Origin of the sequence: Streptomyces sp. BHT-5-2 (assembly GCF_019774615.1) — a bacterium.
In the GTDB taxonomy this organism is placed as follows: domain Bacteria; phylum Actinomycetota; class Actinomycetes; order Streptomycetales; family Streptomycetaceae; genus Streptomyces.
Genome location: NZ_CP081497.1, coordinates 2,348,511 through 2,373,383, shown reverse-complemented (window position 1 = coordinate 2,373,383; position 24,873 = coordinate 2,348,511). Strand labels below are relative to the sequence as shown.

The window sequence follows — 24,873 nt, the reverse complement described above, 5'->3', positions numbered from 1 at the left end:
GGTGTGATGTCCGTTGGATCAGAGCGGTGCACTGCAGCGCCGCCGGGCAACCCTTGCGGGCGGTCGAACGTCCTCGACGATGACATCCGTCAACGTGGCCGCCATCGGCACCAGACCTGTGCCGCGCCGTCATCGCCGGTTGGAGACCCGACCCCGCAAGGAGCTCGCCGTGGTCCCTCCTCCGTCCCTGCGTCGGTGGGCCCTGGGCCTGGCCGTTGCCGGTGCGCTCGTCCTGTCGGCGGCGCCGGGAGCAGCCGCGGCCAGCGGTCCTCACCTGTCGTATACCGGCGGTGCGCCCGGGGTCAGGGTCGAGGTGAACGGACCGGTCGAGTTCGAGGTCGCCGGGATGCCCGCCGGTACGGACGAGGTGACCGTCACTTCGCCGGCTCTCATCGAACCCGTTCCGCTCACCCCGTTGGGGAAAGGGTCCGTCCAGTTCGTCCAGACGGGCGCGCCGGGAACCCGGCATCGCATCCGCGGTGACATTGCGCCGGGCACGTACCCCGTGACCGCGACCAGCCACGGCCGCATCGTCGCCACTGCCCGGATGGCAGTCGTCGCCGAAGGGCCGGCGGTGATAGGCCGGTTCGTCGTCGGTGACGCCAAGCGTCCTTTGCCGGGCGACGGGGAGCGAAGCGCGGTGCGTCCGGGCAGCGACGTCATCGTGGTCCTGACCGATCGGCAGCCCGCCGCGGGCGAGACGTCACTGACGGTCAAGTCCCCGCTCTTCGATGGTCCGTTGACACTCAGGGAAGGCGAGGACGATCCCGGCTGCAAGTGCGACGACGGGAGCAGGCTCTTTGGAGGGCACACCGCCGTACGGGACGACATACCGGCGGGCAGGTACCTGATGACGGTCGTCAGCCACCACGGGCAGGAGACCACCACCCGGCAGGTGACCGTGGCCGGCCCACCCGTCCCGCACAGCCGCCCGCCCTGGCTGATCGGGGGCGGAGTCGCCCTCTCGCTCGTGGCGCTCGCTTCCCTCGCCGTACGCCGCCAGCGACGCAAGCCCTAGACCTGTCCGATGGGGCAGACCGTCGCGCGAAGTGGCGACGGGCCGACCGGGGATCGGCCCTCATGCCAAGCAGCTCGGACGCATATGACCGGAGGTCAGCTGCCGGCTCTGAGGGCGTCCAGGTGCCGTCGCAGTACCTGCCGGAGCAGCCTGGGCGGATAGCGGTCCGGCAGCAGCGTTGCCTGGAGAGTGAGGCCGTCGAGGAGGGCGGCCAGTCGTGTGCTTTCCAGTTCGACGTCCATGCTGCCTGGCAGCCCGCCGGCGCACCGGGCTTCGTGCAGCACACGCGTCATCAGGGCGTGCAGATCGGCCTGCATCTCGGCAGCGCAGGGCCGTAGTTCGGGGCGGGTGTGCGCTGCGGCGGTGAAGGCGAGCCAGAGTGCGGACTCCTGGCGGCGGGTCTCGTCCAGGGGGAGGAACTCGGCCAGGAGCTCCTCTGTTCCGGCCCGCCGGTCGGTGTGGCCGTCGGGAGTCAGGAGCCGCTCGGCGTGGGTGCGGATGCGGTCGCCGATGCGCTGACTCAGCTCCCTCATCGCGAAGGTCATCAACTCGTCGTGGTCGGCGAAGTAGTGGCGGACCGAGCCGATGGCGAGTCCGGCTTCATCGGCGACGTTGCGCAGCGACGCATGCTCCAGCCCATGCCGGGCGGCGACGGACAGGACGGCCTGCGCCACCGCCCTGCGGCGGGCGACGGGATCGACGATCTTTGGCACATTGCCTTTATAGCACGACCGAGCTAATATTTTTTAGCGTAATCATGCTACAAAGATGGGCGGTATCTGCGTGAACCCCTGGCTGCTCACCGCGATCATCGCGGTGGTCGTGATCGCGGTCGTGATCAAACGGTTGACCGGTGAACCGGTCAACGCGAAGGACCTCTTCATCGCCCCGGCGATCCTGACCGGGATCGGCATCCTGTCCCTCGTCAAGAAGACGGATCTGACCGGCACCGACCTCACCTGGATCATCGCGGGCGCCGTCCTCGGTGCGGCACTCGGCGCACTCCGCGGCGCCACCGTTCAACTCGTCGACAAGGGCGGCGTCCTGTGGCAGCGATACACCGGCCGCACCTTCCTCACCCTGATCGGCACCCTGGTGGCCACAGCCGGGTTCAATGTCCTGGCGGTGAAGATGGGTATGCACGAGAACGCACGCCCCCTCCAGCTCTCCATCGGCCTGAGCTTCCTCGGCGAGTCCCTCATGGTCGGCCATCGCGGCATGACTTCGGGAATCCCCTTCGCCCCGGCACGTACTCGCTGACTTGTTGCCATACCCCGTGCCCGCACATGTGCGACGCGCTCGGCCGGCACCGCCCGGCGGGGCCCGAGGCCGCGGCACATGCGCGGGCGCTCACGGCCCGGCCACTAGGCTCACTGCGAGCGCCCCGGTCATCGAGTGGCTGACAAGGAAGGAATGGAACCGGCCGTGAGTGAAGAGCAGATCCGACTTCCACAAATGAGGGAGGAGGTCGTCTCAGCCGTTCGCGCCCTCGCGGACCCTGAGTACCAGAAGCGGGTATGGATTGAGAGGAAGTATCCGAACCCGGATTACTTCGACGACTTCACACTCAATGTCAATATTCTGGGTGACGCAACCGTCCTCGACAACCCTTATGCAGCCATCGGTTACACGCTCGCCTCGGAGGAGGAAGCCCAGGCCATGAAGGGCCTGTCTGACCGGCTTCTTCACATCATCGAAGAGGTCGGTTCCGAAAGCCCTGACAGCGCCTTCCTGGCATCTCCGCTGTGGGACGGTATTGCCGAGGCAGCCAGGAATGCTCTCGAAGTCATGACGCAATAGTCGTCAACACGGATCACAATCTGCTGCCTGCACTGCCAGGCAGCGGATTTTCCTTTGCTGACGTGGAGACGACGATCCTGCCGACTGACGCCGGGGCGGCTTGGGGTTCGGGGGCGCTGCTCCCCCAGCCTGGTCGGGGTGTACTGCGGGTCCACTGCGCTGGGGTGCCTGGTGTCCATCCGTAGTGCAGTTTCCGGGCCCACTGGATCAGTTCACGCCATGCCTGTTCCAGCAAGCCGCCGCCGGCTGGCTGGACCGGTTGTTTGCCGGCCGCGGGTGAGCGTCACTGACGCGCCAGCGCCCCTGGACCGTAGCCGGCGGGGCCTCTGACTGCCGGCTGCCCGTAACCGGAACTACCTCCACGATTTTCCCCAAGTCCTGACATCACGCATTGGTTCAGGCTAATTTCGTGTGCGAGGTGCTCCATACCGGGTGCACCAGGGCAGAGGGGGTAGAAAGCATGCGCAAGATCGCATTAGCCGCCGCAGGACTGTCGCTCACCGTGGGTACACTCGGAGTCGCCCTAGCGCCCAATGCTGTCGCGGCGACACCCTGCCCCTCCGGAGCGTTCTGCATCCGTGAGGTGGACGGCTCCATCCTGAGCCAGAACATCTTCTACAGCTACGGGTCCCACAACCTGTCGAACGTGACCGGCGATCGCGTGCTGGTCAACAATCAGACCGATGGGGCCGGCTTCCAGCTCTGCTTCGGGTACAACGGCGTCAACTGCTCCGACGTGGACCGCGTTACGGGCGAGTTCTCGCCCTACGACATGACACCGATCAACTCGGTTGTCCTCGTGGCCTGACCACGCCGAGGGCACCGGGCCGACGAGCGGGCAAGGGTGCCGTGCGGGAGTTTGACGACAGGACCTAGAGCCCGTTCGACGGCAGGACGCAACAGTCAAGGCCCTCGCCCAAGATGGGCGAGGGCCTTCGCCGATGCCGGAGAAGTCCTCGACGGTGTCGTCGCCGTACCTCAATCACACGGGCCGCCCCAGGTCGCGCTCGGCGCCGCGCTCGCCCAGATTCCCGCCGCCCATCGGTGCGGCACCGAGATTCTCGTGCGTGACGATGCCGCCGGATCCGTCAAAGCCTTCTGGTTCACATCCGCGCCCAGCGCTCGCGCGGTATCCACGCGTCCCTCAACGTCGGACGGTCCATCACCGAGCACCCGTTGATGAGGCGGGTTACGGGCGCCGGAGTGTGTGGCGTCATCGGCGCCGCCGCTGCGGCTCGTCACCTGTTTGGCGGATGTCTGATCGCAGGCAGGCCCACCCGTTGTCATTGTGGACGCGGGAGCGCGCGCTGTTCGAGCGGATGGAGGTGTGCAGTGGAGATCAGGCTCGTGGATGAGCACTTCATGAAGGCCCGGTGGGACGATATCGAGTCGACACTGCGCCACACCTTTGAGAACTCGCAATTCAACGATGACGGGTACACGGTCGACAACCCCGTGAACTTCACTCGTTCCGCGATCGAGGGCGGCCTGGGCACCAGCGTCAAACACCTTGTGGCGCTCGACGACTCGGGGAAGATGCTGGGTGGTTTCTTCTGCATCCCGACGGAACGGAAAGAAGGCCAGGAAGCGACTGATCTCGGTTGGTTCTTCGTCGTTCCCGAAGTCGATCGTGACACCCGGCGGGAGATAGTCGACACCTTCCTGGAACGGGTTTTCCAAATATTGCGCGACGCAGGTTTCAAACGGATCGAGTCGAACATGGGAACCCCGGCCGGCGCCAAGTCACTCGGCCGACGCTATGGCTTCGTCCACGCGCCCACCGCCGAGTGGTCGAATCGTTGGCTCCGAGAGCTGTGACGCGCCCTGCTCCCTGGGACCGGACGCCACCTACCAGTCGACCAGTCGACGGTGCTGCACCAACGATTCAGGTGTGGTCGGTGTGCGGCGGTCACACCGGCGTTGCGGCCGGCCCCCGGAGCCTGCGGGAGGAGTTCCCGCAGAACGAGGGCCGCGGCAGCGGTGTGGGCGGGCCGCGGCGCCGGCCGCGGGTGTCCGGCGCCGATCAGGTGCGGTAGGCGTAGTACGCGGCGGTCGGGTACGACGCGACGATGCTGGCCACCGACCTGTTGTAGGTGTCGTTGGAGTGATAGGTGACGTACGGCATGCCCTGCCGGCTGCGCTTGGTGACGATCATTGAATGGTCCTTGGACCCGTCCTTGTCGAAGTCCAGTTGCAGCACGTCACCGACGTCCATCTGGTAGACGTTCGCGAGGCTGGTGGCACGCTTGGAAGACAGGGCGAACCAGGAGAACTCGTTGACGCCGACGAACGAGTCCGACTGGATCTCGGAGTTGCCGAACCACTTGTGGAAGTCCGTCGTGTAGCCGGGGACGTGCTGCCAGCCGCCCGCCTTGAGTGACTGGCTGACGAAGTTGGTGCAGTCCCCGCCGGCGGCGGCGCCGCTGAAATCGGGGTAGTCCGGGTTGTAGTTGCTCCAGTACTTCGTCGCGTAGGCCGCCATGGCGTTGTAGTCGTACCCGGTGGCCGTGAAGTTCTTCGGGTTGGCCGGCGCGGGCCACGTCGTGGCCGAGCGGGTCGCCGAGGGCGGGTCGGCAGCGGTGGCCGGCGCGGCGACGGACGGCTTGGCGACCTGGTTCACCGCGACGTGGCCGTCGTCGGTGTCGCGGACACCGGTCAGCTGCCAGTCACCCTTGCGGTCGGCCTGGAAGGTCAGTTCGTGCCGGGCCCGGAACCCGGTGGTCTCGGGCCCGGTGCCCTTGGCGTGCTCGTAGGCCAGAGTCGTGGTCTCGGTGACGTCGGCCGTGGCATACCGGCCCTTCACCCGGGTGGCGTCCAGCGTGACACGGGTACCGGCTCCGCTGTACTGCTCGCCGAGCCGGGCCAGACGGGACTTGCGGGCGCGCAGTTCGTCGAGCGTCGATCGCTCCTCGCGCGACTGCTTCTCGGACAGTCGCACCTTTCCGGTGAAGCCGGATGTCCGCTGCGGGTGCGACTTGTGACGTCCGTTCCCGGCATCGCTCACCAGGGACTGCGTGCGATCGGTGAAGACCGCGTCGGCCAGCCGCTGAAATGCGGCCTTGGTCGCCGAGTCCAGCGTCGGATCGGGGGTGGCCGCCGCGCTCGCGCTACCGCTGGGTAGCAGGATTCCCGTGGCCACTGAGGCTGCCGCCACCGCGACTATGGTGGCGCGGCTCCGCTTGCGGCCTGTTCTTGTGGATTTCACCGATGTTCCCCTCTGCGCCGGTACACGGTCCGGGCGATCGAATTTTTCCTGAGCTGCGTGAAGTGCCTGGAGACGAGCCGACAATCGGGGCCAGGCCGGTTCCCGGGTCAATTGACGACCGTGGCCCAGTCCGGCGACTGGGCCGGATCCAGACCGCGCAGGCGCTGCAGCGTCTCGGGCTTCTGCACGTCGAGCCAGTCAGCGAGTTCCTTGAAGGACACGCACTTGACGCCCTTCTTGGTGCAGGTCTTCTTGACCACCTGGTCGATGGCCTTCATGTAGATGCCGCCGTTCCAGTCCTCGAAGTGGTTGCCTATGAACAGCGGTGCCCGGCTGCCGTAGTAGACGCGGTTGAAGCCCGCCATGTAGGAGTCGACGGTCTGCCGCTCCCAGTCTGCGTACTTGGCCGGATCGCCCTTGGTCTCGCCATGGGACTGGTTGTAGAGGAAGTTGAAGTCCATTGACAGGCCCTGGTAGTTGCCACCGGGGTACGGAAGCATTTGCAGCGGAAAGTCCCAGATGCCGTTCTTCTTGCTCGGCCATATCTGGAAGTCGCCCGGGGAGCTGGCGTCGTAGCGCCAGCCGTAGCTCTTCATGGCTTTGAGCAGGTTCGGCTGGCCCTCCAGACAGGGGGCACGGCCGCCGGTCACCTCCTTGCGGAAGTCGAAGGGCAGCGCGGGAATGTCCTTGTCGCCGGTGTTGGTCCGCCACTTCTCCACGAAGTCGTAGAACTGGTCGATCTCGCTCTTCCACTCCCCCACGCTCCAGTCGGCACCCCCCTTGGCGCCGCAGAAGTGGCCGTTGAAGTGCGTGCCGATCTCGTTGCCGTCCTCGTAGGCCGCGGCGAGCTGCGTCAGGGTGGTGCGGATGTGTTCGTCGGTGGGGTAGCTGATCGCGGCGGAACCCACCGGATGCTGGGGCGGGTGGTAGAGGTCCTTCTTGCTCTTGGGCAGCAGGTAGATGCCCGTGAGGAAGAAGGTCATATGGGCGTCGTGGTCCTTGGCCATATCGCGGTAGTGGGAGAAGAGACGATCGTCGCCCTCCAGCGCACCGTCCCAGGAGAAGACGACGAACTGCGGTGGCCTCTCCCCTGGTTTGAGCGGCACCGCCTTCAACTGCCCCTTCTGCGGGCCGGTGTAGGAGGTCGATCCGTCCCCGAGAATCTTGGTGGTGCCGTCCCACTCCGGCTTCTTGCGCGGCTGCGGCGGGCCCTGGGCAACCGATCCCCCCTTGCCGTCCGTGGGAGCCGAAGCCTGGCCGTCGGTCTGGGTCAGCACCAGGTAGCCGGTGGCGGCCGCGCAGACGACGAGGGCGGCTGCCGCGAGGGCTACGAACCGGGTACGGACGGTGCGGCGGGGTGCGCGCCCCTTACGGCGGCGGCCTGAAGTCGACTTCATACAAGGCTCGAATCTGCGAGGGAGGTTCCTGTGCGGGTGCGGGTGCGGATAGGTCCGCCGGTCAGCGCAGTGGGCCCATGGCTCCCGCCCAGATGTCGTACGGGACGCTGTCGGCGGCGGTTCCCGCGAGCCCCTTCAGCGGCAGCGGTTCGAGGCTCTTGGCCAGATCCATGCGGTAGACGACCACGGCCGTCGACACGGTGTGGGCCGTGCCGACGTACCAGGCGGCCGTGTCATCGGCGACCGTGCCGGCCTTGCCGGACACCGCCGCGGCGGCCGGGGCGGCGTCAGGGTGGGCGGACCGGAAGGAGTCCGCGAGCGCCTGCGTCACCTCCCCGGCCACCGCGGCGCTGACCGCGCGGCGCGCGTCCGGGAGGTCCAGCCGCACGGTCGAGCCGTTCCGGGTGACGCGGCGCACGGAGTACGGCTCGACGTGCTGCCCCGCGGCGGCGAAGGTGGCGTAGCCGCTGGCCATGCGGATCGCGCTCGGTGTGGAGCTGCCCAGGGACAGGGCGGGTACCTGCGGCCCGAAACTCGACGACAGCAGCCCGGCCGCCTGGGCTGTCTGCTTCACCTTGTCCAGGCCCGTGTCCATGCCCAGTTGCATGAAGGGGGTGTTCACCGACTTGGCGAGCGCCTCGCGCAGCGTCACCCGGCCCCACGATTTCCGGTCGTCGTTGTGGGCGGTGACCTTCTTGCCGCCGCGGTCCCAGTAGGGGCCCTCCGGCGTACTGACGGGCACGCCGTCGTCGCCGTCGTAGAGGGACTGCGGGGTGACCTTCTCCCGGGGGGCGTCCCGCCGCCTGGCGACGCCGTGCTCCAGACCGGCCGCGTACACGAACGGCAGGAAGGCCGAACCGGCTGGAATTGTCCCGGCGTTGGACTCGTTATAGCCCTGCTTCCGGTGGTCCGGTCCGCCGTAAACCGCAAGGATGCGGCCGTCGGTGGCCAGCGAGGCGACGCCGTAATGGGCGGTGGCTGCCGCGTCCGGGTGGGTCTGCCGGGCCTTCTTGCGTGCCTTTTCCACCTCGTCGTCGAGGGCCGCCTCCCGTTTGCGGTCGAAGGTGGTGTAGATCTGGTAGCCGCCCAGATCGAACTGCCGGTCCGAGAGGTGCCCGGCATTCTTGGCGTATTGGGAGGCGAGTTCCACCAGGTAGTCGCTCTGCTGACCGGTGTCGTACAGCGGGTTCTGTTTGAGCGGCTCGGGGAACGTCCGATACCCGGCCCGCTCGGCCGGCGACAGTTTGCCGATCTTGACCATCCGGTCCAGGATCCAGTTCCAGCGCTTCACCGCCCGGTGGTGGTTGGCCGCGCTCAGTGTGGGGTCGTACAGGCCGGCGCCCTTGAGCAGCGAGGCCAGGAAGGCGGCCTGACTCGCGTTGAGTTCGCCGACGTCCTTGCCGTAGTAGGCCTGTGCGGCACGCTGGATGCCGTAGGTGCCGCGGCCGAACCAACTGGTGTTGAGGTATCCCTCCAGGATCTCGTCCTTGCTCATCCGGTTGTCGAGCTTGAGCGCGATCATCGCCTCGGTGAACTTGCGGCTGACGGTCTGGTCCTGGTTCAGGTAGACGTTCTTGACGTACTGCTGGGTGATGGTCGAGCCACCCTGGGTTTCGCCCTGACCGACCGTCCGCCACAGGGCGCGGGTGAGGCCCTTGAAAGAGACGCCGGGGTCGCCGTAGAAGCTCTCGTTCTCGGCCGCCAGCACGGCCCAGCGGACGTCCCCGGGTATGTCTTTGAGCGGCATCGCCTGCCGCTGCACCCAGCCGGTGCGAGCCATGGGTGTGCCGTCGGACCAGAAGTACACGTTGTCCTGCTGGGTGGCGTACGCGTTCAGGTCCTTGGGTATGTCGGTGGCGGCGTAGGCGATGGCCAGGAACAGCCCGGTCAGGCCGATGGTCATCGACACGACGCCCAGCCACTGCCGCCAGGAAGGCATCCAGCGCCGCCAGCCGGTGCGGCTCGGACGCGGATAACGCGGCCTGAGCCGGCGAGCGTACGGCGCCAGCCGCACGCCGAGGGGGGCCAGCAGCGTAACGATGCGTGTGCGGGCGGATGATGACTGCGCGGCCCTACGTCGGCCGGCTCTCCCGTCGGACCCCTCCGGCCGCCGCGTCAGAACGGTCTCACCGGTCGCTTCAGGCGGTTCGACCCTCAGCTGCAACGTGCGTTCAGGGTCTGCGGACGTAGGTACCTGGACGCCGTTCCCTTCACTGGCGAGAGGCTCCCGCTGTGTGCTCCGCCGACGGCCCGACGGCCCGTGAATCTCATCCGGACCACCCGCCCCCCGCCCAGCCCCTGTCACTGCGTGTCCCCTCCGCACTCTGCGCGTGACTTGCACGGGGTGACGCAGCCGCCGCAGAGGCAAGCGCCATCCCCCAACCCCCAACCACGCCACGGCCTTCACTACACATACAAACGTATCAGCGATCTTTTCGGAATCTCCACACACAGACCGAACGGAAACAGTCAGACGGGACCAGGCGGCCCCACGACAAGCCCTGCCCCGGGCGCGCCGCCCCCGCCCCCCTGTCCACATGCCCGACCGCCAAGGCCCACGGCAGCTCGACCACGAGCCAGAGCCGTGGAGGTACCGGCTGGGACGACTCCTTCGGCAGCCGGACCACTTTTATGGTGCGTGAGGGCGGTCTACACGGCTCGGAGGCGGAGCGGATCGTCGATGTCAACAGTGATCGACTTCCCGGAGGTTGAGCGGAAAACGGCGGCGTTGCCCGAAACCCGGATTTCGGTGAACGGGTTGGAATCCTCCAGGAAGAGGACCCAGACCAGGGTGTGATCGGCGCGGAGCCGTCCGCAGAATCCGTACGACCCATGGGACACTCCCTCGCCTCCCCAGAGAAATCCTCCATCCGCCAGTGAAACCGATCGGTTCCTGCCGATGTCAGTCACCCAGTCCGGGTCCTCAGCCAGCACCTCGTCGAGGTCGAAGGATTCCCCGAACCTGATTCCGCTCGCCGCATCGGCGTCGAGGAAGACCTCGTACGATCGCCCGTCAGGAAGGTACAGGCCGTCAAGATCCGGCAACCGGTAATCCACCCAGAGACGCTCGATCACAGTCAATTCTTCTTGCATCCGCTCTTCTTCCAACGCTTCGAAAGGTGAGCGTGCGGCGGCCGTTCCGTAAGTCCCGTAGGGGGAACGGGATTACCTTGCGCATCCCTGTCCAGACCGGAGTTCATGCGCTTTCGGAAGGCTTCTTTCCAGGTGACGCCGTTGAGTGATGGCGGGTACGGATCATTGGGATTGACTCTGCGGATGGTAACAGGCTTACCTATTTCCCGGGCGGCAGCGAGTAGGCCCGGAAGTAGTTGTGGTGAAGCTGGGTTTCGGGGCCGAAGTACTGGTCCGTTCGCAGAGAGTGGCACCGTCCCAGGTGAAGTCCACCTGCTCCACGACCGTTTGTCCGTCGTCGGCAGCAGCCGCTTCTCTGCGCTCTCCTGCCGCGCGGCGTTGATTGCACCGTAGGCCGGGCGGGCGTTCCCGGGCAGCGGTCGCGCCCCTACCGTTGCCACAGTCCGTTCCGTACAACCACGTTCGCGCCCCTGCGCACTGGTGACGCCCCTCGCTACGGGGTATCCCGACCCCAAAGACGGCAGGGGCGAACGGAGACCGCGTGAGCAGTGGGAACGGCAGTCCGTGCGTGGTGCCATGTGCGAGGGCGAGCCACGGGCGCTTGACCTTCTCGGCCGCCGTCCAGTACGACTGCCTGAGGTAGTCGCCGACCAGCTGTGGGAAGAGGCCCTCGTTGCGCGACCACGACAAGACATCCTCGGCCCGCACCACGAGTGAACGAGCCCCCGCCCGCAAGCCTGAGGCCACAGTCCGCGGCCAGGTCCCGGGGCTCCTCGCTCTTCAGAGTACGGCCGGCAACGCCGCCGTTGTACAGATGCTCCGCCGGGCCAGGCACGCCCGGACCCGAGAACAGCACCAGCGGGGTGCCGGCTGCGGCCGGCAAGACGTGCGATCCCAGGTGCAGCGCTCCGCGGTCCACAACGTGCTGCGCGCCGGCGGGCGGCCGTTGGACGATGCCACCCGTACGGACATGGAGGCCCGCTTCGGAGCGGACTTCTCCGACGTCCGGATCCACACCGACGCCTCCGCCAAGGAATCCGCAGCCGAAGTCGGCGCCCGCGCCTACACCAGCGGCAACCACATCGTCATCGGCGACGGCGGCAGCGACAACCACACCCTCGCCCACGAACTCGCCCACGTCATCCAACAACGCCAAGGCCCCGTCGCCGGTACCGACGAGGGGACGGGCCTGAAGATCAGCGACCCGTCCGACCGCTTCGAACGCGCGGCCGAGGCCGGCGCCACCCGCGCCATGCGCCTCGGCCCCGGCCCGGCGGGCCGGGCCCAACGGACGGTGCAGCACTCGGCGCCGCAGTCCGCAGCGAAGGCGGGGCCGCTGGTCGTACAGCGGGCGGCGCAGATCACCCCGCTCAACGCGTCCGCGCGGGCCGGCGCCTTCGGCCAGGGCGAGGTCGAACCCGGCGGCGCGGGGACGGTCGCGCTCGTGCCCGCCGTGCTCAGCGACAACCTGGACCTCTTCGCGATCGCGGACAAGTACAACACGGGATTCACCGGGGGAACGGCGCCCGCGGACCGATTCGCCCTGGTGATCGGGGTGAACTGTTGGGATCAGCGAGGGGCGGGCGCGGCCGCCAGGGAGACCTCCAAGGAGACCTTGCTCAGGAACAAGATCAACGACTTCACGAGCCGCTGGGACAGCAACCGATTCCGGGTCGAGGTCATCGGATTCACCTGGGCCGACCACAGGGTCTCCTCCACCGCGAACATCAGCCAGGCCACCATTCCCTACGGCGAGATCAGGGACCAGATCATGCGCCACCCGGTGGTGAGCGAACTGGTCCGGGGGTTGACGGATCGCGGCAGGGACCATGTCTACCTGCACACCGGCGACTCCGACACCCAGTCGTTCGACACCGAGGCGGGACCGCTGTTCTCGGCAGCCGCCGAGGTCCTGGACACCGGGGAGAAGGACCTGTTCAGCGGCGGCTACACGGCTCCCGCGAGCACCAAGGACACCGACGGAGGCATCCTGATCTGGCACGCCAATCAGGTGGACCTCGCCGTCCGGAACGCCATGGCCGAGGTGAATCCGCGCTCCGTGTACTACCCCGAGCCGAACACCTTCGTGAAGGTGAAGACAGACTGGGACATGGACCGGCTGGAGGACGGTATCTCCTTCGGGACCGGCAAGCTGGAGGGCGAGCAGTTGGTGAACTCGCTGCGCTCCAAGCGTGACAACGTGAGAGAGGGCTTCGACTCGCGGTACGCGATCTCCACCGACATGGACCGGGTCGGCACGAACGTCGGGGGGCACAGGAAGGGCCAGGCCGTCGCCGAGGACACGCTCAGGAAGCTCTTCGACCTCGCACAGAGCCATGCCAGGAAGCAGGAGTGGCAGGACCGCGTCGCCACGGTGTACGGACTGGACAGCGACGTGAAGCTGGCCCTGGCCGAACTCGTCTACGCGAAAGTGACCGACCTGGGCGTGCTGCGGAATCTGGCCGCCAAGGAACTGACCCCCGACAGCCCCATCGACACGAAGGGCCTCAAGACCAGGATCAGGCAGAACCCGACGCTGGCCAAGCTCGATGACCAGGTGGTGGAGATGGCGATCCGGAGCAGGAACAGGCTGCTGTACGCATTCACCCGTGCCTACAAGGAGCTGTCCGGCCGCTGAGCCGTCGGTCATCCAACGGTCGGCCGTATGCGAATAATTGACTGTCCGTCATGTCGGAGAGGACGACGGGCGTTCCTGCCTGCCCCTCCCCCACCCGTAGTTGACTTGGGAGACGTCGTATCCCACTCCCCCGACCAGGTGCGTCCGAGGTCTTTCGCGGCGTGACCGTACTCTGGGAACGACCTCCGTCTCCGGATAAAATGGGCGCTGGGGCGGCTGTCCTTCCAGCGGTGGCCCTGGGCTTCATCGACCGCGGAGGGGTGGGCGGATGCGCTCGTACAGGGGGCAACACCTCGACGAAAGCCGGCGGACGGGTTCGGCGACGCCCACCGGCACCGCACACCGGACCGTGACGCGGCCATCGACACCGCCGGCCGCCGGCCTGGCCGGTCTGCAGTCCGTCTTGGGCAACCAGGCTGTGGCTCTGGTCGCCGAACAACGCGCCGCACAGGGGCGTCTCAGTGGACTGCTCACCGGGCGGGACAGCAGTGCCCGCCAGATCGGTACCCGCGAGATCAGTGACCGCGAGGTCAGGAAAGTCCTGACCAAGCGTCTCACCGAGGGCCCGGTGTTCAGCGCCGACGAGCTCCGGGACATCCAGATCCTCTCCCGGTCACCGAAGTGGCTCGACGACATCGGCATCGGCCGCTACGAGGACGCCGAAAAGTACACCGAGAAGGGCGACTACCGCACCTGGCTGCGGCTGAAGCCGGGGCAGCGCCTGCTCATCGCCACCCTGGAGTGGACGAGGCGCCGGCCGGATGAGGGCGGGCCCACGCCCACCAGTCCCGCATACACGCTCGGCCGTCACCTGGCCCTGCGCGGCGGCTCCCTGCCCGACGACGCGCGCAGGAGCGCCGAAGAAGAGCGTGATCGGCAGATCCACGGGACCTTCGTCGACACGCTGGATACCCGCACCGCCCTCCTACCGGACGACCCGGACGCGTGGCGGAAGGACGCCCGGGCCCGGACCATCCTGACCCACGTCTTCCTGATCCTGCAGAACGGCCTGAAGGTGTACAAGGAAGGCGCGGGTCATATCGACTTCAGGGAAGGAGACGTCGCCCGCGCGCTGGCCCACGGCGGACGGGTCAACATCCGGATCCCGCAACTGGAGGTCAGGGATTCCGCCTTCGCGCTCACCGACTGGCTCGGGCTGACGCGTGACGGCGGGCACGATGTGGATCCCGCGGAGCGACGCGCCTTCGGCACCCATCACATGAAGATCGGCGAGAACAAGGACGGCGTCGCGGGAAAGTTCAGGGAGCAGGGTGGCACGCTCGCCTCGGTGAAGAACGTCGTGCAGTTCGGGAGCAGGTCCGAGCGGGTGCGGCTCTACGGCCTCGATCTGGCCGCCGGTGGCCTGGGCAGCCGCGACTTCAACGGCGACGTGGTCCTCCCGGACGGTGGGCACGGCCATATGTTCGTCGGCTTCACCCCGCCGCGCCGCAACCGCGACGGTGCCCTGCAGGTGGGAATCGAGACCACGTCACCGGGTGGCCCAAGCCCGGTCGGGTACCAGCACACGTGGCGCTCCACCGAGGCCACCGCCAACCCGGAATCCAGCTTCTACGGACACAAGAAGGACAAGATCGGCGAGGGGAAGCTGGCCGTGAACCAGCGCTATGTCGACCTCGGCGAGTTCCGGACCCCGACGGGCGGCGGCTGGATGCGGTTCCTGGAGGAGCTGAAGGAGGACTGGGCGCGACGGCTGGCCGCGGCCGAGACCGATCCCGTCGCGCGGCGTGCGCTCTACTCGGAGCTGACCGGCCGCCGCCGGGACGAATGACTGGCGCGCGCCGATTTCCCTGGCCGAGCGGTGGGCGGCGGCATCCCTGTGGACGCTCACGTCGGGCGGGTCGGCGCCGAGCCGCGCTTCCGTTTCGCCCCGGGTGGTGGCGTCGAGCGGGCGGCCGCCGCCGCTGCGCAACACCTCAGGCGCGGTGGACCGTTCGCGGAGAGCACCGCCCGCTTGCAGCATCCTGAGGGCCGCGCCGTCTCCCACGGCCCGTTGGAGGGCCAGGAGCAAGGGGCCCGCCCCGAGGATGCCAGGGCTGATGCCGGCCCGGCCTGCCTGGACTTGGGCGGTTGCCGCGCCGGACGCTGCGGCCGATCCGACAACGGGATCCGACTGCGCATGCGCGCATGCTCCCCCTCAGGGCGAAACCAGCACACAGTGGACCGTGCCGTTGAGTACGTCAAGTACGGGCCATTTCATCTCCGTTGAGGAGTGGAGAACCCGATGAGGCGTTGAGGGGACATCCTGCAATCGGGGCCGGCGACCAGGACGTGATGCTTGCGCTCGGTGGCCTCGCCTTCCCGCCGGCGCCCTGCGGCAGGAAGCATGAAGGGCCACCGATAGGCAATCGCAGGTCCGTACCAATTCGGGCAAGGTCATTTCTCTCCATGGGGCCGCTTTCCCGGCGTGCGGAAACGGTTCTTGAAGGAGTTCTGGCCACATCGTTCCGCCATGTCAGCGCTGCACAGGCACCCTTGACGAGCCTGCCTGTCGAGATCGACTACCAGGGGATCGCGCGGAATGACATGCGTCGGATATCCCCGTTCACGGCTGAAATGCCAGCCGAGTAGCGGGGGCGGAGCCGTGTCGCCCGTAGGCCAGGAGCCCCGCCCCGTGGTGGCCGGTTTCGCCCAGGTGCGGCGGCGAGTGCTGGCGGCATACTCTCGACCGGCCGAGCATCGTCCTCGCGTGAGCCATCAATCCGCGGCACCTTTTGCTGGTGCGCACTTCCACGCGCCCTCCGATGGGTTCACGCTTCAACAAAGGTCAGAGGGGGATCACCGTGGCAGACACCGCCAACATCCAGGACTTCAACCTCAATCTGACACCGCATTCGGTGGCCGTGGGAAATCAGCGCTACTTGTGGATCACCACCAGCAACCGGTCCGTCGTCAGGGTAAATCCCAACGACCCCAACAGCAGGCGAGTCATCCCGACCCTGAATTACGACCTCACGGCCGGAGTCATGAAGGACCCGGTATCCGAGAACCAGCGGATCTGGATGGCGTCGCCGGACAAGGTGGACCCCATCCTGATGATGGAAACCCAAGGGAACTTCCCGATCACCGTGTACGAGTTGGAGCCACGGGACGGCCGGGCGGAGAGCATCAAGCTCCGGACGACCGACAAGGGCACCGAGGGCAAACCGAACATCAGCTACGACTTGCTGTTCGCGGAGCCGATCCACAACTACGTCGGCATCCTCCCCATCCCCGCCCACGGCGGCACATACGCCAAGATGCCCGTCGTCCATGACACCTATCTCTGGGACGTGGCCGTCGCGACGGACCCGATCGACAAGAAAACCCACACCTACTGGGCGACAGGTCAGAAGCGGGCCAGCAACCCCACCAGGACCAAGAACGGTGTGTTCCGGCGCTCGCCCGGACAGACGACATGGGAAAGCGTCGGAATCCTCGACGGACCCGAGCAGAAGCCCTTCTACATCATCGCCGACACCGAGGCGGTCTGGTTCACCGCCACCAATCCCAACCAGGTGATCCGCTGGGACATCGCGGAGGGCCTCAGCACCACCGTGTCTCTGGGCGACGCGGTGCCGCAACAACTGGTGTTCTACACGGACGACAAGGTGTGGGTGGCCTCCAGCAAGGGCCTGCACGAAATCGACCGCCATCAGCCGAGCCTGGAATCCACGATCGACCTCCCCCACGGCAAAGGCGCGCAGGGCCTCTGCGTCGGCACCAACGGGGAGCTCTGGTACACGAGCCCCGGGAACAAGTCCTTCGGCAAGTACGTCGTGCCTCCGCCTCCTTACGGCGGCGCTTCCCTCGTCGGCCGGACCCAGGTGGTCTATCAGGGCGAGTCCGTGGTGCACATGAAGGACCACGTCCAGCAGCCCCTCATCGCCGAGTACATCTCCAACGGCCACCCCGTACCGGGCATTCCGCTCACCTGCCGCATCGATGCGGACGGGGCGACCTTCGACGACGGCACCAGGGAACGCGTGGTCCTCACCGACCAGCTCGGCCGGGTGGCCATGCCGCCCGTGGCAGCCGGCCTGACCGAGGAAGTGGCCATCCTGAGCATCGGTCTGGGCAACACCGAACCGCACGCGACCACGACGCTGAGGATCACCCAGGACTAGGGCGCTTCAGACGGATCTCCGCGGTGTCGCGGCGCCTGGCACGCACTCTCGCGGCATTGCCGAAATGTCTCCATAGCTCCGCTCGGAGGGAGCACCAGAATGACAGCCACTACGATTCCCGCCAGCAACCCCGACGAGTTCCCCATCGGCGCGCCCGCCGTGGACCTGGCATGGCAGAGCGACGACCAGAACCTGTGGTTCGTGACGGCAGAGGGCACGATCGGCCGCTTTGAACCCCGTAGCCCCTGGGGCAGCACCGTCTTCACTCCGGGGCCGCCCTTTTCCGGCACCGCTGACTCCCTGATCGCCTGGCCCGGCCACGGAGTGTGGACCTTCATCTCGGGGCAGAGCGGAGCCGCCTTCGTCAAATGCGACAGCCACGGCAGCTACCAGATCCACCCTCTGGACAGTGGGCGGGAGTGCCATTCCATGGCGCTGGCCAAGAGCCGTGAAGGATGGGACCGCATCGTCGCGGTACTGGCCGACCGGAACCGGCTGGTCTTCGTCAACTCCGGTGGCGCCACCTCGAATTCGCTCTCGTACGACGACGGCCTCTACGGCGTGGCCGTCTCGGAGCGCGAGCCCACCCTCTACTGGCTCAGCTCTCCCGGGGGCAGGTCGCTGGTCAGGTATGACGCGCACACCGGCAGCTTCCTCCCTCCCGTCAACATCGGCGTCGAGCCACGGGACCTGGCGGTCACGCCGTCGGGCGACATCGTATGGGTGGCCAGCCCGGACAACGCGCTCTTCAAGTACAGCGTCGAGGACGGTCTGATCACGCGTGTCGACGCCCCCTGTCCGGCGCACCGTCTGAAGACGACCGCGGACGGCACCCTGTGGTTCACCAGCCCCCAGGGCGACGCCATCGGCTACGTCCTGCCCGGAGAGGGCAGGGCGACCGTGTTCTCCACCGGCGACGGTTCGCGGGCCTCGGGGCTGGCCGTGTCCGCCGACAGCCGACCGTGGGCCGCGCTCTCCGGCAGGCCGGCGTTGCGGCGCGTGTCCCGGTACCGGCTGACCGTCGTCTCCGGAGACGACCAGTCGGCTTCGGTCGGTCAGCGCTTCCCCGAACCGCTCGTGGTCAAGGCCGTCCAACTGGACGGCACTCCGGTGGCCGAGCAACGGATCGAGTTCTCCGTCGAGGGCGGCTCGGCCGTCTTCGAGAACGGCAAACCGAAGGAGGTCCGTTACACCGGCGGCGATCCCGACCAGCTCGGCGTCGCCACGAGCTCCCTGCTCAAGGCGCTCAAGGAAGGCCCCTGCGTCGTCACCGCCCGCTGGACGGAGACCGAGGCCGTCGCGCCCTTCTCCCGGCTCACCGTCGCCCCGCCGGTGGGCACCGCGCACCACGTCCGGTACGTCGCGGGTGCCGGGCAGACCGTCCCCCCGGGCAAGTCCTTCGACGAGCCGATGAGGGTCATCGTGGAGGACGAGAACGGCAGTCCCGTGCCAGGCGCCGAGGTCACCTTCAAGATCCGGGACGAGGGCGCGGCGACGTTCCCCGGCGGCGTGGACACCGCCAAGGTGACGAGCGGAACCGACGGTTCGGCCGCCTCCCCGGTGCTGACGGCCGGCGACAAGGCGGACGTGTTCGCCGTACGGGTCTGGGTGGCGAAGACCCCGGTCAGTCTCCTGCTCGACCAGTACATCCATTGACGGCCGCGTACTGACGACCCTCCCGGCTCCCACCCTGCGGCGGGAGCCGGGATCCGCCGGCCGGCACCCGGTTGCCCGGCGCAGAAGGAGGAACCGCCCCACCATGCCGGAGAACGATTCGCTGTTGCGCACCGAGTACGACTTCGAGCTCCCCCACGGCTATGTGGACGCCGCGGGCACCGTGCACCGCAAGGGCGCCATGCGGCTCGCCACGGCCCGCGACGAGCTGTCGCCCCTGATCGACCAGCGGGTCCGGGAGAACCCCGCCTATCTGGGGGTCGTCCTCCTCAGCCTCGTCATCACACGGCTGGGGACCGTGAGCGACATCCACGCGGGCGTGGTGGAACGGCTCTTCGCCAAGGACCTCGCCCACCTCCAGGACCTCTACCGACGCATCAACGGCCTGGACTCCGGTCATGGAGCCGTCGCCTGCCCCTCCTGCGGAACCAGCTTCGCCCTGCCCGGACCGGCCACGGGCGGCCGCCTGGGGGAAGCATGACGCACCCGGAGCGCCGGCTCCGTGAGGAGAGCGCCTACATCGCCTACCACTTCCACTGGGCGTACGAGGACATCCTCGCCCTGCCGCACGCGGAGCGGCGTGCATGGGTGCGTGAGATCGCGCGGATCAACTCCTCGATCGGTGAAGGGCGGTGAGTGTGGTGGGGGCGGTGAGTGTGGTGGGAGTGGTGGGGGTGCTGAAGCGGTTGAACCCGTTGGGCTCTTTGAAGCCTGAGCGGGGGCGGCGGGGGCAGCGAGGGCGGCGTACGGGCCGAGCGCCGACGCCGTCCTCTCCAACGGGGGGCCTGCCCGGCCCTCCGCCGCGTGCGGACTGGAGCATCGTCGCGCCTGTCGGCCTGTTACGGCTACCGGTGTCGCTCTCCTGCGGGCTCGACGGCTTCCGGCAGGACCTCGCCGCTTGGCGCCCGGCGCCGCTCGTCACGGCCGACGGGCGGCTGCTGCCACGCGGGGTGCCGCTGGCGCTGGCACCGGGCGGCCTTGGCGCTCCGGTGGTCGGGGTGGCGGTGGTGACGGAAGTGCCGGCGGTCGCCGGGAGGTTGCCGCGAGCCGAGGTGTCCGACGTGTCGGGAGTGGAGGTGGGCTCCTCCCCGACCCCGACCCCGACCCCGACCCCGACCCCGACTCCGGCTGGGCACGCCCTTGCCCCGACCGCGCCCCTTCCAGGAACCGGGGGCTTCGCCGCCGTTCCCCCGGTGGACGACAGAAAGGTGGGCCATCGGTCCCGCGAGTACGAGGTGGGCATCCGGTGCGAGGACGAGGCCGTTGGGGGCCTTCTCCTGCCCCCGCGGGGAAGCGGCGCGGACCGGCGGGTCCGAAGCGAGCCCGACGACCGGTCCGAAGCTTCGCCGGGCACGGAGCGCGCCGAGGTCCGTACACCCGGGCCTGTCGACAACCCCGGGAAGCACCGCGGGAAGCACCGGGGGCCAGGGGCCAGGGGGATAGCCCACGGCACCGGTACGCCGGCGAGCCCGGGGCACGACGGAAGCGACCTCGGCCACCATGAAGCTCACCCGAGGCGAGATGAGGCCGACGGCCACCACCCGCCAGGCGGCGCCCCGGGACGTCACCAGAGCACACCCAGCCAGGGTGAAGCACCCGGCCGTCGGTTTCCTCGAATCCGCGGACACCGCCGCCCCCGCCCCACTCTGGCCGAAGCCGACGGCCCCGGTCCGGCAAGGGAACCGGGGCACCATCAAGGCCAGTTGGAACAAGGCGGCGTCCCCGCCCCCCTCTCCCCGTGCAGCCTCGGCCGCGCCGGGACTCAGGGCGGCCGCAGCGAGGCCCGAGCACCGACGCCGCCGCAAGGTTCCGGTCGCCCGCCGGACCGGCAGGACCACGAGGCGTTCCCCGTCACGGCGCGGCCGGGAGTGTCAGAGCAACTCGGCGGCCGGCAGGCCCCCGGCGAACCGCACGCACCCAACTCTCCGCGGGGGCCGGGGCGGAGCCCCGAACCGGGGAAGGAGCAGGGCCAGGGCCCCCTCCCCCCGCCCGGCCCCCGGCACCGGGTCGGCGTCGGGCAGCCGCTCCCCGAAGTACCCGGCACCGCCATGCCGTTCGTCACCCCGCCCGCCGCAGGGAACGGGCCACCGCCCGGCGCAGCGGCCGGTGGTACGTCCACCGGCGCCCCCCTGTACACCTCCGCCGCGTCCTCCGCGCCGCCCTCGCAGCCCTCGCAGCCCTCGCAGCCCGCACGAAACCCGACCGCACCGGACACCGCGGCCATCGCCGACGAGGTCGCTCGGGAAGTCGCCCGGCGGCACGCCGGCCTCCTGGCCGAGGCCGTGGTTCCGTCCCTCGGGCTCTCCCGGCGGATGCGCCGGGCCGCGAAGCGGTGGCAGTCGCAGTCACTGTCGGCGCCATCGCCAACGCCAACGGAAGACAACCCCTGGGGTACCTATCCTCCCCGCTGACGCCCCACGCTTCACTCCCGCAGCAGCCCGCCGCCTGATCCCACGGAGTGCTCGCACATGCCGGACCAGCCGTTCGCCGTCAGTTCCCACTTCCAGCTCTCCATCGGCATGCACGCCCTCGGCTCCTTCACGTCCTGCGAAGGGCTCGGCTGCGCCATGGACGTCGAGGAGCGCGTCGAGGGCGGGACGAACGGGCACGTGTGGCAGCTGCCGACACGGCTGCGCTACACGAACGTCGTGCTCAGCAGGCCGCTGACCCAGGAGACGGTGCTCGTCTGGGCGTGGCTGCGGGCGCAGGTCATCGAACCGGTGCGGCTGCCGGGGCAACTCGTCGCCCTCGGCCCGGACCGGCGGCCGCTGGTGCGGTGGCTGCTCGACGGTGTGCTGCCGGTGCGCTGGAGCGGACCGACGTTCGACGTGGACCAGTCGCAGCCGGCCCGGGAGACCTTGGAGATCGCCCACGACGGCTTCCTGGGCGTCACCGTCTGACCCGCCTGAGCCCCCTCCGCGCCTCTGACCCGTCCGAACCTCTGCCCCCTCCGAACCGTCGAGAGGACCACATGCTGCCCGAGCTGCTGGGAGGCGCACCGGTACGCGCCGCCCTCGTGATCTACGACCCGCCGACGGGGACCGGCAACGCCCCGGGGCCGGAACGCGGCCGCGTCCGCTTCCACTTCAACCCCGACCGGCTCCAGGTCGGCAAGCAGGCCCGCTGGGACCGCAGCCCGGCGCCCTCCAGCGAGGAGGCGCCACGGGCGCAGTTCGTGGGGGCCCAGCCGCGCACGATGACGCTGGAGGTGTTCCTGGACGCGGGCGACTTCCGCTCCGGCGTACAGGACCAGGTGGAGAAGCTGCTCGACTGCTGCGCCCCGACCGCGCGGAGCGCCACGGCGAAGCCCGCGTCGGCACCCTGGGTGCGGCTGGAGTGGGGGCGTTCCCGCACGACCGCGTTCCTCGCGCTGGTGACGCAGGTCGACGCGGCGTACACCCGGTTCGGGCACGACGGGACACCGCTGCGCGCCACCTGCACCGTCTCCCTGGAGGAGGTGGGCGGCTCGACGCCCCGGCAGAACCCGACGTCCGGCGGCGACGGGGCGGTGGACACCCACCTCGTGGTGGCGGGCGACACCCTGGCCGGACTGGCGTGGCGGGCGTACGGCGATCCGACGAGGTGGCGGGCGATCGCCGCGGCCAACGACGTCGACGATCCGGCCCGGGTGCCCGTGGGCACGGTGCTGGTCCTGCCGGTCCTGGAGGAACGACCCGCGGGAGGTACCTGGTGACGGAGCGGCTGTACGCGGCGGAGCCGGTCATCGCGTTCGGCTCCCCGCTGCCGGAACTGTGGGCGGAACGGCTGGTGGAGGCTTCCGTGGACACGTCGGTGGGGCTGCCGGCCCGCGCGACCCTACGGTTCCGCGATCCCGGGCACCAGCTCCTGGCGGCGGCGCGGCTCGCCGTCGGCGAGCCGCTGACCGTGGCGGTGGCCGCCGCACGCCGCCGCACCCGGGTGGGGATCTTCGACGGCGAGGTCACGGCGCTGGAGACGGAGGTGGACGCCGACGGGACGTTCACGACCGTGCGGGCCATGGACCGGGGGCACCGGCTGACGCGGGGGCGGCGGGTGGCCGCCTACGTCGACACCACGGTGGCCGAGGCCGCCCGGCAGGCCGCCTCCCGGCACGGCCTGACGACCGGCCGGATCGAGGCCGAGCGCACCCGCATCCCGCACGTGGCCCAACCCAACCTGACCGACTGGGAGTTCCTGAACCACCTCGCCGACCAGCGCGGCCTGCGTCTGACGGTCGACGGGAGCACCCTCCACATGCGCCGCCCGGCCGCCGCCGACACGGCGCCCGCACCCGGCACCGGAGCGGACCGGAGCCCGTTCGTCCTGGAGCACGGGGTGAACCTGCTGGGCCTGCGCGCAGCCGTGTCCTCCGAGGCGCAGGTCGCCGAGGTGGAGGTCCGGGGCTGGGATCCCGACGGCAAGGCCGCGCTGTCCGCGAAGGCCGGTGCGGGCGACAGCGAACGGCTGCGCCTGGGCGTCACGCCCGCGCGGCTCGGCACGGCCTTCCCCGGGCCGGCGCCGGAACTGCTCGTCGGCGGCCGGGCGCACACCACCGCGCCGCAGGTGGACGCGGCGGCCCGCGCGCTGGCGGCGGAGTCGGCGGCGGCGATGGCCACGTTGGCCGCCGAGGTCTCGGGCACCCCCGAACTGCGGGCGGGCGTTCCGGTGGCTCTGGCCGGGGTGGGCGAGCCGTTCACCGGCAAGTACACCATCACCTCCTGTGGCCATGTCTTCGACGGGGACCAGGGCTACCGGACCCTGGTCCGGGTGGGCCCGCTCCCCCCGCCCGTCGTGCCCTACCCGCCGCCGCTGTGCGCGCCGGGCGTCGCGGTGGCGGTCGTCACGGACATCAAGGAACCGGGGAAGGGTCAGCGGGGCGCCGTACGGCTGCGTCTTCCGTGGCTGTCGCAGGACTACGTGACGGACTGGGTCCGTACCGTCCAGTGGGGCGGGGTCGACGGCGGCGGCGTGTTCGCCCCGGAGGCGGGGGACGAGGTCCTCGTCGGGTTCGAGCACGGGCGGCTGGACCGGCCGTACGTCCTCGGCGGGCTCTACAACGGCGTCGACGCCCCCACCGATCACGGCCTGCCACTCGTCGACGCCGGTACGGGACGGGCCAACAGGCGGTCCCTGGCGTCCCGTTCAGGTGATCGCGTCGAACTGCTCAGCGCCGCCGACGGCCCCCAGGGCGTCCGACTCCTGAGCGGCGACGGCAAGCTCGTCACCCACCTCGACCGGAAGAACACCACCGTCGCCGTCACGGCCGGGGAGGGAGCGAAGTCCGTCCGGGTCTCGCTCGACGGCCGCGGCGACGGCACCCTGACCATCGACGCGGGCGAGACGGGCACCCTGATTCTCCGGGCCGGCACGGTGACCGTCACGGCGGCCGGCAGCGGCGGCGGGCAGCTGACGCTGGAGGGCGCCACCGTCACGGTGAAGAGCGGCGGCGATCTCAAGCTCGAAGGGCAGCGGACCACGATCACCGGCAACACCGTCGACATCAACTGACCCGGCACGGAGGGGAGAAGACCGTGGACATCATCGGCGCGGGGTGGGCGTTCCCCGCCGTCATCACCGGCACCGGCCGCGTGGGTCTGGCGACCGGTGCCGAGGACGTGGCACAGGCCGTGCGCATCATCCTGTCCACCGCGCCGGGCGAGCGGCCGATGCGGCCGGAGTTCGGCTGCGGCATCCACGGCCTGGTCTTCGACTCGCTCGACGCCACGACCGTGGCCCGCGCCGATGCGGAGGTGCGCCGGGCACTCGACCGGTGGGAACCGCGGATCGAGGTCGATGACCTGCTGTTCAGCACCGACAGCGAGGACATCGGCGTGCTCTACATCGACATCCGCTACCGGCTGCGCGCCACCAACGAACCCCGCAACCTCGTCTTCCCCTTCTACACCCTGCCCGGAGACGCCCCCAGTGAGTGACCTCCCGATGGC

At 69.1% G+C, this 24,873-nt stretch carries 20 protein-coding genes and 1 pseudogene; 15 read left to right on the top strand and 6 right to left on the bottom strand.

The window, feature by feature from the left end:
• Positions 1-169 precede the first annotated feature (169 nt).
• Positions 170-1,018 carry a hypothetical protein gene (locus K2224_RS38075; RefSeq protein ID WP_221911659.1) on the top strand — a complete coding sequence of 283 codons (849 nt, stop codon included), beginning with the start codon at positions 170-172 and terminating at the stop codon, positions 1,016-1,018.
• A 95-nt stretch (positions 1,019-1,113) separates the two neighbouring features.
• On the opposite strand, the gene K2224_RS38070 is transcribed toward K2224_RS38075, so the two are convergent.
• A complete protein-coding gene (locus K2224_RS38070; protein ID WP_221911658.1) occupies positions 1,114-1,731 on the bottom strand; it encodes a TetR/AcrR family transcriptional regulator in 618 nt (205 codons plus the stop codon).
• A gap of 55 nt (positions 1,732-1,786) precedes the next feature.
• Here K2224_RS38070 and K2224_RS38065 point away from each other — a divergent pair, with 55 nt between their 5' ends.
• From K2224_RS38065 to K2224_RS38050, 4 genes are all read left to right on the top strand, one after another.
• Positions 1,787-2,278, top strand: coding sequence for a CcdC protein domain-containing protein (locus tag K2224_RS38065; protein ID WP_260693780.1), 492 nt, complete (start codon positions 1,787-1,789; stop codon positions 2,276-2,278).
• Positions 2,279-2,443: 165 nt separating this feature from the next.
• Entirely contained in the window at positions 2,444-2,818 is a 375-nt protein-coding gene (locus tag K2224_RS38060) for a calreticulin family protein (protein ID WP_221911657.1), read from the top strand.
• Between the two features lie 460 nt (positions 2,819-3,278).
• Positions 3,279-3,626, top strand: coding sequence for a hypothetical protein (locus K2224_RS38055; protein ID WP_221911656.1), 348 nt, complete (start codon positions 3,279-3,281; stop codon positions 3,624-3,626).
• A 524-nt stretch (positions 3,627-4,150) separates the two neighbouring features.
• A complete protein-coding gene (locus K2224_RS38050) occupies positions 4,151-4,636 on the top strand; it encodes a hypothetical protein (RefSeq protein WP_221911655.1) in 486 nt (161 codons plus the stop codon).
• A gap of 205 nt (positions 4,637-4,841) precedes the next feature.
• Here the strand turns inward: K2224_RS38050 and K2224_RS38045 are convergent, their stop codons facing one another.
• From K2224_RS38045 to K2224_RS38030, 4 genes are all read right to left on the bottom strand, one after another.
• A complete protein-coding gene (locus tag K2224_RS38045; RefSeq protein ID WP_221911654.1) occupies positions 4,842-5,972 on the bottom strand; it encodes an amidase domain-containing protein in 1,131 nt (376 codons plus the stop codon).
• 158 nt (positions 5,973-6,130) lie between these two features.
• Positions 6,131-7,420, bottom strand: coding sequence for a hypothetical protein (locus K2224_RS38040; protein WP_221911653.1), 1,290 nt, complete (start codon positions 7,418-7,420; stop codon positions 6,131-6,133).
• A gap of 61 nt (positions 7,421-7,481) precedes the next feature.
• Positions 7,482-9,461, bottom strand: coding sequence for a transglycosylase domain-containing protein (locus K2224_RS38035; protein ID WP_260693929.1), 1,980 nt, complete (start codon positions 9,459-9,461; stop codon positions 7,482-7,484).
• A 608-nt stretch (positions 9,462-10,069) separates the two neighbouring features.
• Positions 10,070-10,495: an SBDS family protein gene (locus tag K2224_RS38030; protein WP_260693778.1), complete on the bottom strand. Its 426-nt coding sequence runs from the start codon at positions 10,493-10,495 to the stop codon at positions 10,070-10,072.
• Between the two features lie 916 nt (positions 10,496-11,411).
• On the opposite strand from K2224_RS38030, the gene K2224_RS38025 reads away from it, so the two are divergent.
• A complete protein-coding gene (locus K2224_RS38025) occupies positions 11,412-13,151 on the top strand; it encodes a DUF4157 domain-containing protein (protein ID WP_399021127.1) in 1,740 nt (579 codons plus the stop codon).
• A gap of 268 nt (positions 13,152-13,419) precedes the next feature.
• Positions 13,420-14,940, top strand: coding sequence for a PE-PGRS family protein (locus tag K2224_RS41215; RefSeq protein WP_260693776.1), 1,521 nt, complete (start codon positions 13,420-13,422; stop codon positions 14,938-14,940).
• 15 nt (positions 14,941-14,955) lie between these two features.
• On the opposite strand, the pseudogene K2224_RS41210 reads toward K2224_RS41215, so the two are convergent.
• A pseudogene (locus tag K2224_RS41210) lies at positions 14,956-15,132 on the bottom strand (DUF4157 domain-containing protein); the annotation flags it as partial.
• A gap of 820 nt (positions 15,133-15,952) precedes the next feature.
• Here K2224_RS41210 and K2224_RS38015 point away from each other — a divergent pair.
• From K2224_RS38015 to K2224_RS37980, 8 genes are all read left to right on the top strand, one after another.
• Positions 15,953-17,275, top strand: coding sequence for a hypothetical protein (locus tag K2224_RS38015; protein ID WP_221911650.1), 1,323 nt, complete (start codon positions 15,953-15,955; stop codon positions 17,273-17,275).
• Between the two features lie 99 nt (positions 17,276-17,374).
• A complete protein-coding gene (locus K2224_RS38010) occupies positions 17,375-18,931 on the top strand; it encodes a hypothetical protein (RefSeq protein WP_221911649.1) in 1,557 nt (518 codons plus the stop codon).
• Between the two features lie 103 nt (positions 18,932-19,034).
• Positions 19,035-19,430: a hypothetical protein gene (locus tag K2224_RS38005; RefSeq protein ID WP_221911648.1), complete on the top strand. Its 396-nt coding sequence runs from the start codon at positions 19,035-19,037 to the stop codon at positions 19,428-19,430.
• A complete protein-coding gene (locus K2224_RS38000; RefSeq protein ID WP_221911647.1) occupies positions 19,427-19,585 on the top strand; it encodes a DUF6760 family protein in 159 nt (52 codons plus the stop codon). The genes K2224_RS38005 and K2224_RS38000 overlap by 4 nt, the downstream gene beginning before the upstream one ends.
• A gap of 1,832 nt (positions 19,586-21,417) precedes the next feature.
• Positions 21,418-21,849, top strand: a complete 432-nt coding sequence (locus K2224_RS37995; protein WP_221911646.1) for a phage tail protein — start codon at positions 21,418-21,420, stop codon at positions 21,847-21,849.
• 71 nt (positions 21,850-21,920) lie between these two features.
• Positions 21,921-22,643 carry a LysM peptidoglycan-binding domain-containing protein gene (locus K2224_RS37990; protein WP_221911645.1) on the top strand — a complete coding sequence of 241 codons (723 nt, stop codon included), beginning with the start codon at positions 21,921-21,923 and terminating at the stop codon, positions 22,641-22,643.
• Complete coding sequence (locus K2224_RS37985) at positions 22,640-24,436, top strand: VgrG-related protein (protein WP_221911643.1); 1,797 nt, start codon at positions 22,640-22,642, stop codon at positions 24,434-24,436. Before K2224_RS37990 ends, K2224_RS37985 begins: the two co-directional genes overlap by 4 nt.
• 23 nt (positions 24,437-24,459) lie before the next feature.
• A complete protein-coding gene (locus tag K2224_RS37980) occupies positions 24,460-24,861 on the top strand; it encodes a GPW/gp25 family protein (protein ID WP_221911642.1) in 402 nt (133 codons plus the stop codon).
• The last annotated feature ends 12 nt before the right edge of the window (positions 24,862-24,873 follow it).